7 protein-coding genes are annotated in these 11,642 nt (G+C 71.9%); 3 read left to right on the top strand and 4 right to left on the bottom strand.

Translation table 11 applies throughout. The annotated features are described in order from the left end of the window. Positions 1 to 55 precede the first annotated feature (55 nt). From D1J60_RS10520 to D1J60_RS10505, 4 genes are all read right to left on the bottom strand, one after another. Positions 56 to 682, bottom strand: a complete 627-nt coding sequence (locus D1J60_RS10520; protein ID WP_125595539.1) for a GntR family transcriptional regulator — start codon at positions 680 to 682, stop codon at positions 56 to 58. 209 nt (positions 683 to 891) lie between these two features. Continuing rightward, positions 892 to 2,661, bottom strand: a complete 1,770-nt coding sequence (gene sucB, locus D1J60_RS10515; RefSeq protein ID WP_125820914.1) for a 2-oxoglutarate dehydrogenase, E2 component, dihydrolipoamide succinyltransferase — start codon at positions 2,659 to 2,661, stop codon at positions 892 to 894. A gap of 53 nt (positions 2,662 to 2,714) precedes the next feature. Further along, positions 2,715 to 4,103 (bottom strand): dihydrolipoyl dehydrogenase, encoded by a 1,389-nt coding sequence (gene lpdA / locus D1J60_RS10510; protein WP_125595533.1) that lies wholly within the window; start codon positions 4,101 to 4,103, stop codon positions 2,715 to 2,717. A gap of 340 nt (positions 4,104 to 4,443) precedes the next feature. After that, positions 4,444 to 5,973, bottom strand: a complete 1,530-nt coding sequence (locus D1J60_RS10505) for a leucyl aminopeptidase (RefSeq protein WP_125595534.1) — start codon at positions 5,971 to 5,973, stop codon at positions 4,444 to 4,446. Between the two features lie 356 nt (positions 5,974 to 6,329). Between D1J60_RS10505 and D1J60_RS10500 the strand changes: the two genes are divergently transcribed. From D1J60_RS10500 to D1J60_RS37215, 3 genes are all read left to right on the top strand, one after another. Next, complete coding sequence (locus tag D1J60_RS10500) at positions 6,330 to 8,357, top strand: hypothetical protein (RefSeq protein ID WP_125820913.1); 2,028 nt, start codon at positions 6,330 to 6,332, stop codon at positions 8,355 to 8,357. Between the two features lie 156 nt (positions 8,358 to 8,513). Further along, complete coding sequence (gene pelF, locus D1J60_RS10495) at positions 8,514 to 10,058, top strand: GT4 family glycosyltransferase PelF (RefSeq protein WP_125820912.1); 1,545 nt, start codon at positions 8,514 to 8,516, stop codon at positions 10,056 to 10,058. Further along, entirely contained in the window at positions 10,055 to 11,638 is a 1,584-nt protein-coding gene (locus D1J60_RS37215; protein WP_164720875.1) for a hypothetical protein, read from the top strand. Before pelF ends, D1J60_RS37215 begins: the two co-directional genes overlap by 4 nt. Positions 11,639 to 11,642: the final 4 nt, after the last annotated feature.

The raw sequence follows: 11,642 nt of genomic DNA, 5'->3' as shown, positions 1-11,642 counted from the left end.
GAATTCACTGGAGGATCGCTAAAACCCGCAGGTCAGAAGGGGTGTGGGGGAGGGGTCAGGCGCTACGCGGGGCGCAGCCCAGGACGTGCCGCTTCACCAGAACCCCGATATCGGGGTCCTGGCTGCGGAACGCCGCGACGAGGGCCTCGTGCTCCTCGGCGTAGGACTTCTGGACGGTTCCCAGCCACCGGATGGACAGGGCCGTGAAGACCTCGATGCCCAGGCTCTCCCAGGTGTGCAGCAGCACGCTGTTCCCGGCCGCCCGCACCATCTCCCGGTGGAAGCCCACCGTGTGCCGCACCTGCGCCGTGCCGTCCTGGATCCGGTCGGCCTCCCACAGGGCCTCCACGTGCGGCTCCAGGGCCGAGCAGTCGGCCGCCAGCTTCGGGGCGGCCAGCTCGGCCGCGATCTGCTCCAGGCCGGCCCGGACCGGGTAGATCTCCTCCAGGTCGGCCGCCGAGAGGTTCCGTACGCGGACGCCCTTGTTCGGCGCCGACTCGATCAGCCGCAGCGTCTCCAGCTCGCGCAGCGCCTCGCGCACGGGCGTCTGGCTGACCTCCAGCTCCACGGCGATCCGGCGCTCGACGATCCGCTCGCCGGGCTTCCAGCGGCCGCTGACGATCCCCTCCACGATGTGCTCGCGGATCTGCTCGCGCAGCGAGTGCACGACGGGTGGGGTGATCATCGGGTTTCAACTCCTGTGTGTGCGGACACGCGGGGCCTGATGCGTAGACAATACGGCCGCCGTGGCCTGCTCCGATGCGTTCGTGGTCAGGGACGCAGGGTGAGGCTCGTTACAACGGGGCGCGACGGGGCACAACGACGGCGCCCCCGCCCGGACGAATCCGGACGGGGGCGCCGCGAGCGACAGCCGGGGCTGTGCGCAGGGCCTTACAGGCCGAGCTCGACCTCGAACTCGCCGGCCTCGAGGATCGCCTTGACGGCGGTGAGGTACCGGGCCGCGTCCGCGCCGTCCACCAGGCGGTGGTCGTAGGACAGGGTCAGGTACGTCATGTCGCGGACACCGATGACGGTGCCCTCCTCGGTCTCGATGACCACGGGACGCTTGACCGTGGCACCGATGCCCAGGATCGCGACCTGGTTCGGCGGAACGATCACCGTGTCGAACAGCGCACCGCGCGAGCCGGTGTTGCTGATGGTGAAGGTCGCGCCGGACAGCTCGTCCGGGGTGATCTTGTTGCCGCGGACCTTGGCGGCCAGGTCGGCGGTCGCCTTGGAGATGCCCGCCAGGTTGAGGTCACCGGCACCCTTGATGACCGGGGTCATCAGGCCCTTCTCGGAGTCCACGGCGATGCCGATGTTCTCCGAGTCGAAGTAGGTGATGGTGCCCTCGTCGTCGTTGATCCGGGCGTTGACGACCGCGTGGGCCTTCAGCGCCTGGGCAGCGGCCTTGACGAAGAACGGCATCGGGGACAGCTTGACGCCCTCGCGGGCGAGGAAGCCGGCCTTGGCCTTCTCGCGCAGCTTCATGATCTTGGTGATGTCCACCTCGACCACGGAGCTGAGCTGCGCCTGCGAGTGCAGGGCCTTCATCATGTTGTCGCCGATGACCTTGCGCATGCGGGTCATCTTGACCGTCTGACCGCGCAGCTCGGACACCGCGGCCGGAGCCTTGGCGGCCGGGGCGGCAGCGGCGGCGGCCGGAGCCGGGGCGGCGGCGGCCTTGGCGGCCTCGGCGGCGGCCAGGACGTCCTGCTTGCGGATGCGGCCACCGACACCGGTGCCCGTGACCGTCGCCAGGTTGACGCCGGACTCCGAGGCGAGCTTGCGCACCAGCGGGGTCACGTACGCGCCCTCGTCGCCGGAGACGGCGGCGGGAGCGGCCGGCGCGACCGGAGCCGGGGCGGCGACCGGCGCCGGAGCGGCCGGAGCGGCGACGGGGGCCGGAGCGGCGGCCGGAGCCGGGGCGGCCGGAGCCGGGGCGGCCACGGGGGCCGGAGCCGGAGCGGCGGGGGCCGGGGCGGCGGCCGGAGCCGGAGCCGGGGCAGCGGCGGCCGGGGCGGCGGCCGGAGCCGCGCCCGCGACACCGATGACGGCGAGACGGGCGCCGACCTCGGCGGTCTCGTCCTCGGCGACCAGGATCTCCAGCAGGGTGCCGGAGACCGGCGCGGGGATCTCGGTGTCGACCTTGTCCGTGGAGACCTCGAGCAGCGGCTCGTCGGCCTCGACGGACTCGCCGACCTCCTTCAGCCAGCGGGTGACGGTGCCCTCGGTGACCGACTCGCCCAGCGCGGGCAGCACGACGTCGGTGCCGGAGGCGGCGCCCGCCGGAGCGGCGGCCGGAGCCGGGGTCTCGGCCGGTGCGGGGGCGGCCGGGGCCTCGGCGGCGGGGGCCTCGGCGGGGGCCGGGGCCGCGGGGGCCTCGGCGGCGGCCGGGGCGGCAGCGGCGGCCGGGGCGCCGGAGCCGTCGTCGATGACGGCCAGCTCGGCGCCGACCTCGACGGTCTCGTCCTCGGCGACCTTGATGGAGGCCAGGATGCCGGAGACGGGGGAGGGGATCTCGGTGTCGACCTTGTCGGTCGAGACCTCGAGCAGCGGCTCGTCGGCCTCGACGCGCTCGCCCTCGGCCTTGAGCCAACGGGTGACAGTGCCCTCGGTGACGCTCTCGCCGAGCGCCGGAAGGGTTACGGAAACCGACATGGTTTCAGTTGCTCCTAACGAAAGTGCGGAAGTGGTCGTCGCGCCCGTGACGATTAGTCGTGTGCGTGAAGCGGCTTGCCGGCCAGGGCCAGGTGGGCCTCGCCGAGGGCCTCGTTCTGGGTCGGGTGCGCGTGGATGAGCTGCGCGACCTCGGCCGGCAGGGCCTCCCAGTTGTAGATCAGCTGGGCTTCGCCGACCTGCTCGCCCATCCGGTCACCGACCATGTGGACGCCGACCACGGCACCGTCCTTGACCTGGACGAGCTTGATCTCGCCCGCGGTCTTCAGGATCTTGCTCTTGCCGTTGCCCGCCAGGTTGTACTTGAGGGCCACGACCTTGTCCGCGCCGTAGATCTCCTTGGCCTTGGCCTCGGTGATGCCGACCGAGGCGACCTCGGGGTGGCAGTACGTGACGCGCGGGACACCGTCGTAGTCGATCGGCACGGCCTTCAGGCCGGCCAGGCGCTCCGCGACGAGGATGCCCTCGGCGAAGCCGACGTGCGCGAGCTGCAGGGTGGGGACGAGGTCACCCACGGCCGAGATGGTCGGCACGTTGGTCTGCATGTACTCGTCGACCAGGACGTAGCCGCGGTCCATCGCGACGCCCTGCTCCTCGTAGCCCAGGCCCTGGGAGACCGGGCCGCGGCCGATGGCGACCAGCAGCACCTCGGCCTCGAAGGTCTTGCCGTCGGCCAGCGTGACCTTGACACCGGTCTCGGTGTACTCGGCGGACTGGAAGAAGGTGCCCAGGTTGAACTTGATGCCGCGCTTGCGGAAGGCGCGCTCCAGGATCTTGGAGCTGTTCTCGTCCTCGACCGGGACGAGGTGCTTGAGGCCCTCGATGACGGTGACGTCGGTGCCGAAGGACTTCCACGCCGAGGCGAACTCGACGCCGATGACGCCGCCGCCCAGGATGATCGCGGACTGGGGCACGCGGTCCAGGACCAGCGCGTGGTCCGAGGAGATGATCCGGTTGCCGTCGATGGTCAGGCCCGGCAGCGACTTCGGCACGGAGCCGGTCGCCAGCAGGACGTGGCGGCCCTGGATGCGCTGGCCGTTGACGTCGACGGAGGTCGGGGAGGACAGACGGCCCTCACCCTCGATGTAGGTCACCTTGCGGGAGGCGACCAGGCCCTGCAGGCCCTTGTACAGGCCCGAGATGACCTCGTCCTTGTACTTGTGCACACCGGCGATGTCAACGCCCTCGAAAGAGGCCTTGATACCGAACTGTCCGGCCTCGCGTGCCTGGTCGGCGATCTCACCGGCGTGCAGCAGAGCCTTCGTGGGGATGCAGCCGTTGTGCAGGCAGGTGCCGCCGAGCTTGTTCTTCTCGATCAGCGCAACGTCGAGACCCAGCTGGGATGCGCGCAGAGCCGCGGCGTAACCGCCACTGCCACCGCCGAGGATCACTAGGTCGAAAACGGTGCTGGCGTCGTTCGCCACGTCACGTCCTCCATGCATGTGCGCCGGGCACCGGTCCTCTGTGACCGGGCGGCGGCTGGTAATCGGCCGCTTGTTTCTTCGGCCCTGTGGTGGGGGCCCTGTCCTGCCGAGAACCCATCTTCGCATTTGTCGGGGGAACGCGGGACGCCGGGCCCCGGGTGTGGACCGTCGTTCTGCCCGAGATCCGGGTTACCCGTGCGTAGAAACCTACTGATCCTCGACGTTTCTTCCAGAGCGAACGCGCCCCGGGACCTCGACAGGGGTCCCGGGGCGCGGTGCGTGTCACAGCGGGCGTCTCACGAGCTGGTACGCGGACGCCCGCGCGACGGGGTCCGGGGCGTCAGCCCAGGTCGCCCGTGGCGGTGCGCTCGGCGAGGCGCACCAGGGTGCGCACGGCGGAGCCGGTGCCGCCCTTGGGGGTGTAGCCGTACGGCGCGCCCTCGTGGAAGGCCGGGCCCGCGATGTCCAGGTGCGCCCAGGTGATGCCCTCGCCGACGAACTCCTGGAGGAAGAGGCCGGCCACCAGGCCGCCGCCCATCCGCACGCCCATGTTGGCGATGTCGGCGGTGGGGGAGTCCATGGTCTTGCGCAGGTCCTCGGGGAGCGGCATCGGCCAGGAGGCCTCGCCGACCTCTTCCGCGATCTCGTGGATCGAGGTGCGGAAGGCGTCGTCGTTGGCCATGATCCCGAAGGTGCGGTCGCCGAGCGCCAGCACCATGGCACCCGTGAGGGTGGCGACGTCGACGATGGCGTCCGGGTTGTCCTCGGAGGCCTTGGTCAGGGCGTCGCCCAGGACCAGGCGGCCCTCGGCGTCCGTGTTCAGGACCTCGACGGTCTTGCCGCTGTACATGCGCAGCACGTCGCCCGGCTTGGTGGCGGAGCCGGAGGGCATGTTCTCGGCGAGGGCGAGCCAGCCGGTGACGTTGACCTGGAGGCCCAGCTTGGCGGCGGCGATGACGGCGGCGAAGACGGCGGCGGCGCCGGCCATGTCGCACTTCATCGTCTCGTTGTGGCCGGCCGGCTTCAGGGAGATGCCGCCCGAGTCGTAGGTGATGCCCTTGCCGACGAAGGCGAGGGTCTTCTCCGCCTTGGCGTGGGTGTAGGAGAGCTTCACCAGGCGCGGGGCGTTCTCGGAGCCCTTGCCGACGCCCATGATGCCGCCGTAGCCGCCCTTGACCAGCGCCTTCTCGTCCAGGACCTGGACCTTGACGCCGTTCTCCTTCGCGGTCGCGGAGGCGACGGCGGCGAAGGCCTCGGGGGTGAGGTCGTTCGGCGGGGTGTTGATCAGGTCGCGGGCGACGTTGACCTCGGTGGCGACGACGACGGCGCGCTCGGCCGCGGCCTTGTGCTCCTTGTCGCGCGGCTTGGCGCCGAGCAGGGCCACCTCGGCCAGGGGCTGCTTCGGGCCGCCGTTCTTGGCGGCCTTCTTCTCGCCACCCTGGTACGCGGTGAAGGCGTACGCGCCGAGCAGCGCGCCCTCGGCGACGGCGGTGACCGCGGAGGCGTCGTCCAGGGGGAGGGCGAACGCGGCCTTCTTCGAGCCGTGCAGGGCGCGGGCGGCGGAGCCGGCGGCGCGGCGCAGGGCCTCCTCGTCGAAGGACTCGTCCTGCTCAGGCGCCGCACCGAGGCCGACCACCAGCACGACCGGGGCCTTGAGGCCTGCCGGGGCGGGCAGCTTGGTGGTCTCGCCCTCGGCGCCCGTGGCGCCGAGCGAGTCGAGCACGGCGGCGAGCTTTCCGTCGAACGCCTTGTCCACGGCCTCGGCGCCGGCGGCCACGACGAGCCCCTTCGGGCCCTTCGCCACGCCGACCACGAGGGCGTCGGCGCGCAGCGTCGCAGCGCCGGCAGTGCTGAGAGTCAGAGCAGTCACGGTGGTGAAGTCTCGCTTCCGTTTGTGTTAGTGGGCGCTTGGGTCGCGTCGGGGTCACCGGCCGCTCCGCAGCGATCGTATTAGGGCCCGGCGGCCGCCGGAAACGAGCCTACGCGCAGGTAGTCGTCCGTACGCCACTGCAAGGTTTGTCAAGTTGTTCGATCAACGCGCCATCAGGTTCACCCATCTGTGGACTCTGCTCCAGGTTTGCCCCTTAGAGCTGACGGGGTCCGAGAGACTCGCATCACTCTCGCAAGGGGACGTGGGGTCCTTTTGCATGATTTCCACAGTGCCTCCCCGGCCCGGCCGTCCGCCATGGGTCGTCGTCGAGGGATGCCTGCGGGGGGAAGGCCGAAATGGTCAACAAGAACCGGATGAACAGGGCCGCCGCGTCGATGGCGGCGGCAGCCCTGATGTCCGTGGCAGTACCCGCCGCGACCGCCGAGGCGGCCACGGCGACACCGCGCATCGACCTGAAGGTGCTCGTCGTCGACGACGGCGGCAGCTCGGTCGGCGCGATCACCGCGCAGCTCAAGGACACCGGCGTCCCCTACACCAGGGTCGACCTGGCCGGTGCCGGCCGCCCCGTCATCGACGCCGCGTTCCTCGCCGACACCGTCGACGGCCGCCCGCGGGCCAAGTACCAGGGGGTCGTGCTGCCCAACGAGAACCCCTTCGGCGAAGGCTCCGCCGAGATGGCGGCGCTCACCGCGTACGAGACGACGTACGGGATCCGCCAGGTCGACGCCTACACCTGGGCCCACCCGGGGGTCGGCCTGGAGTACACGGACAACGGCGGCTACAGCGGCCAGCTCGACGGCACCCAGGCCGCCGTCACCGCCGCCGGCAAGGCGGGCCCCTTCGGCTACCTCGGCGGTCAGGTCACCTTCGAGGACAACTCCGCCATGGTTCCGGAGAGCTACGGCTTCATGGCCAAGCCCCGCACCGGCTACACCAGCTACCTCGACGCCCCCGTCACCGGCGGCCGCGCCTCCCTCGTCGGCGAGTACACCCACGACGGACGCAGCGAACTCGTCGTCACCTTCGGCTACAACCAGTACCAGCAGCAGTTCCGCCTGCTGGCCCGCGGCATCGTCGACTGGCTCACCCAGGGCGTCCACCTCGGCCAGGAGCGCAGCTACTTCGCCGTCCACGTCGACGACGTCTTCGCCCCCGACGCCCGCTGGAGCAAGGAGCTCAACTGCACCCCCGGCGACTACGCCTGCGCCGGCGGCGAGGGCAAGGAGAGCACCATCCGGATGACCGCCGCCGACGCCCAGTACGCGGCGCAGTGGCAGACGTCCAAGAACTTCAAGCTGGACATGCTCTTCAACGCGGGCGCCGGCGAGGAGTGGAAGACCGCGAACGGCGGCACCGACGCGATGACCGCCCAGCTCGTCGCCGACCGCGCCAAGTTCCGCTGGATGAACCACACCTACACGCACCCCTTCCTCGGCTGCGTCCAGGACACCAGCGCCAACCCCTGGACCTGCACCAAGAACGCCCAGGGCGCCACCAACTGGATGAGCCGCGCCGACATCTCCGCCCAGATCCGCGACAACAACAACTGGGCCGCGGCCAAGGGCATCACCCTCGACCGCTCCGAGCTGGTCACCGGCGAGCACTCCGGCCTCAAGACCCTCCCGCAGCAGCCGCAGGACAACCCCAACCTGGCCGGCGCCCTCGCCGACAACGGGGTCAAGTGGGCCGGCAGCGACAACTCCCGCGAACCCGACCAGCGGGCCGTCGGCGCCGCCCTGACCGTCCCCCGCCACCCGATGAACGTGTACTACAACACGGGCACCAACGCGGAGATGGCCGACGAGTACAACTGGATCTACACCAGCCGCGCCGACGGCGGCAGCGGCATCTGCGAGGACAACCCGGCGACCTCCACCTGCCTGCCGGCCCCGCTGGACACCAACACCGGCTACCTCGACCACATCGTCCCCGCCGAGGCGCGCACCGCCATGCGCCACGTGCTGGCCAACGACCCCCGGCCGCACTACGTCCACCAGTCCAACCTCGCCGAGGACCGCACCCTCTACCCGGTGCTCAACAAGGTCCTCGACACCTACCGCGCGCTCTACGCGCCCAGCGCGCCGATCGTCAACCAGAGCATGAAGGACACCGGCGTCGAGCTCCAGCGACGCGCCGCCTGGAACAAGGCCGTCGCCGAAGGCAAGGTGACCGCCTACAAGATCGGCAAGGACGTCGTCGTCAAGGCCCCCTCCGGAGTCGCCGCCCCCGTCACCGCCCCGAACGGCACCAAGAAGCAGCTGCTCCTCGGCACCGCCGACTTCGGCACCGCCTACGCCGGCACCCGCTCCGCCTGGACGGCCCCCGAAGCACTCCAGTCGCAGGTCACGCTCAAGCTCCTCTGACCCGCCCACCACACCCGAACCACCCGCGCGACCCGTCCCGGCCGTACTGCCCGTACCGCCGCCCGGACGACCGCGGCACACGTAACACCCAGAGCCGGCGCTCCACGCGCGCACCACGGGCGCCGGCCCCTTTTCCGTCCTGGGGGGACACACCACATGAGCCATGGGCGTCATGTCACCATGCTCACCGAAGGCACCTACCCGCACGTCCACGGCGGCGTCAGCACCTGGTGCGACCAGCTGGTACGCGGCATGCCGGAGGTCGACTTCAACGTCATAGCCCTCACCGGCTCCGGACGAGAGCCGGTCACCTGGGAGCTGCCGCGCAACGTCTACCGGCACACCGCCGTCCCCCTCTGGGGACCGCCGCCCGCCCGCACCCGCCGCACGGCCCTGCGCGGCAAGGCCCGCCGCCGCTTCACCGAAACGTACGAAACCTTCCTGCTCTCCCTCATCGACCCCGCGCACGGGGGCTTCTCCGAGGCCCTCGGCGAACTCGCCCGCCTCGCCCGCGCCGGCCGCCTCGCCCCCGCCCTGCGCTCCGAATCGGTCCTGCGCCTGCTGATGACCGCGTGGACCCGCCCCGGCCTGGTCACCGCCGCCGCCGAACCCACCGTCCACGACGCGCTCACCGCCACCGACCTGCTGGAACACGCCCTGCGCCCGCTCGCGGTACGCATCCCGCCCGACAGCGTCGCCCACGCCGTCAGCAGCGGCCTCGCCACCCTCCCCGCCCTCGCCGCCAAACGCCTCGACGGAGTGCCCTTCCTCCTCACCGAGCACGGCATCTACCTGCGCGAGCGCTACCTCGGCTACCGCACCGCCGCCCAGCGCTGGCCCGTCAAGGCCCTGATGCTGGGCTTCTACCGCGAGCTCAACTCCGAGGGCTACCGGCAGGCCGACCTGATCACCCCCTGCAACCAGTACAACCGCCGCTGGGAAGAACGCGGGGGCGCCGACTCCGAACGCATCCGCACCGTCTACAACGGCGTCGACCCGCACGCCTTCCCCCAAGCCGGCCCCGAACCGGACGTGCCCACCCTCAGCTGGTGCGGCCGCATCGACCCCATCAAGGACCTCGAAACCCTCATCCGCGCCTACGCGTTCATGCGCGAGGAACTCCCCGCCCTGCGCCTGCGCCTCTTCGGACCCGTCCCGGCCGGCTGCGAGGACTACCGGCTGCGCCTGGAGAAACTCGCCGCCGAACTCGGCGTCACCGACGGCATCACCTACGAGGGCCGCATCGACCAGGTCGCCAAGGCCTACGCCGCCGGCTCCGTCGTCATGCTCTCCAGCATCAGCGAAGGCTTCCCCTTCAGCATCATCGAAGCCATGTCCTGCGGCCGCACCACCGTCTCCACCGACGTCGGAGGCGTCCGCGAAGCCGTCGGCGACACCGGCCTCGTCGTCCCGCCCCGCGAACCCGAGACCATGGCCCGCGCCACCCTCGCCCTCCTGCGCGACGACGAACGCCGCGCCGAACTCGGCCGGATGTCCCGCCAACGCGTCGTCGAGAAGTTCACCCTCCACCAGTCCGTCGACGGCTTCCGGCACATCTACCGCGAACTCGCCGACCGGACCCGTTTGGACCGGCCCGTCCTGCCCCTCCGCACCGGCGACGACTGGACCCGCCGGATCACCGACCCCTGGTCCCAGGACCCCCGGAACAAGGAACTCGCGGCCGACGGGAGCATGTGGTGAGCGGATCCCTCTGGCTCAAGCCCCCCGGCCCCGAGGGCACCTGGGTCCACATCGGCCGCCCCGCCCCCGCCGGACGCACCGACACCCTGCCCGACCTGCCCCGGCCCCGCCCCGGCGGCCCCGGGGCCCCGGCCGCCGACCCCATGGACGAACTCGCCGACCGACTGGGCGCGTTCGCCGGCGCGGCCGTCCACCCCGACGAGATCGCCGCCATCCTCGAATCCGACGGGATGACCGACGAACACATCCGCCTCACCTACGGACGCCACGACTCCTTCGCCCTCGCCGAAGAGCTCTACGCCCGCGTCCCCCGCACCTTCCCCGAACCCGACCGCCTCCCCGACCCCTGGAAGGTCTCCCTCACCGCCTGCCTGCTCCGAGGCCTGATCTTCGCCCTCCCCGGCCTCGCCTACGTCCTCGGAGCACCCCTCCTCGAAGGCCCCCCCGACCGGCTCGGACTTCCCGCCGGCACCCTCACCCTCCTCGCCGGAGCCCTCATCGGCTGGGTCTGGGACCAGAGCCTGTCCCACCGCGCCTACTCCTGGCTCGGCCTCGGCGACCGGGCCGCCGCCGGACGCACCCTCCTCGTCGGCGCCCCCGCCGGAGCCCTCCTCGGCACCGCCGCCGCCTTCGCCGTCCCCGGCGGCCCGCCCTTCTCGTACGCCTTCGCCGCCGGCCAGGCCGTCTACGTCGGCGCCGCCACCGTGCTCCTGGTCCTGGGCCGCGAACGGCTGCTGCTCGCCGCACTCGGCCCCATGGCCGCCGGAGCGGTCCTCGCCCTGTTCACCGACCCGCCCGTGCCCGTACGCGTCACCCTGCTCCTCGTGTCCCTGCTGGCCGCCTGCGCCCTCGCCCTGCGGGAGCTGCCGGTCGCCCAAGGCGTACGGGCCGGGGTGCGCAGGATCCACCGCTGGGCCGAACGCCGCCCGGGCGAAGGCGGACCCGTGCGCTGGCGGATGCTGCGCGGCGCCGAGGAGGACCACACCCGGCGCGGACCCCGCATCGGGGACTCCGCGCCCTACGGGGTGTTCGGCCTCGGCACCGGCCTGCTCGTGCTCTACGCCGCGCTGGGGGAGGTCCTCAGCGGCGGCCCCGCCGAAGCCGTCGCCGCACCCTCCGCGGTCGCCCTCACCCTCAGCATGGGCCCCGCCGAATGGCTCCTCCACCGCTTCCGCAGCGGCAGCCTCGCCGGGCTGCGGGCGGCCCGCTCACCCGGCGCGTTCTGGCGCCGGATGCTCGCCACCCTGGCCCGTTGCCTCACCGCGTACCTCGCGGTGCTGCTCGTCCTCGGCGTCACCGGCACCCTGCTGTGGCCGCACGCCCCCGGCCTCACCGGACTCCGCGTCGCCACCCTGCTGCTGCTCGGCACCGTGATGTGGACCGGGCTGCTCCTGCAGTCCTTCGGCGCGGTCCGCCCCGCCGCCGTGGTCTGCTCCGGCGCGGCCTTCGCCCAGAGCCTGGCCCTGCTCACCGGAATCGGACCGCCCCGCCTGGTCCAGCTGGCGGTGGCCGGCACCGCGGCGGCCGCCCTGGCCGTCCTGGTCTGCCTGCTCCTCGGCCGCGCCACCGCACACCGCTGAAGCA

The sequence above is a fragment of the Streptomyces sp. W1SF4 genome, from assembly GCF_003950035.1.
Taxonomy (GTDB): domain Bacteria; phylum Actinomycetota; class Actinomycetes; order Streptomycetales; family Streptomycetaceae; genus Streptomyces; species Streptomyces racemochromogenes.
The sequence above is the reverse complement of the archived record's forward strand: the minus strand, read 5'-3'. Positions and strand labels throughout refer to the sequence as shown.

What these genes read in the sequence shown, in the direction of transcription:
- D1J60_RS10500 (WP_125820913.1), top strand. Translation starts at nt 6,330, where the DNA reads ATGGTCAACAAGAACCGGATGAACAGGGCCGCCGCGTCGATGGCGGCG.
- pelF (WP_125820912.1), top strand. Translation starts at nt 8,514, where the DNA reads ATGAGCCATGGGCGTCATGTCACCATGCTCACCGAAGGCACCTACCCG.
- sucB (WP_125820914.1), bottom strand. Translation starts at nt 2,661, where the DNA reads ATGTCGGTTTCCGTAACCCTTCCGGCGCTCGGCGAGAGCGTCACCGAG.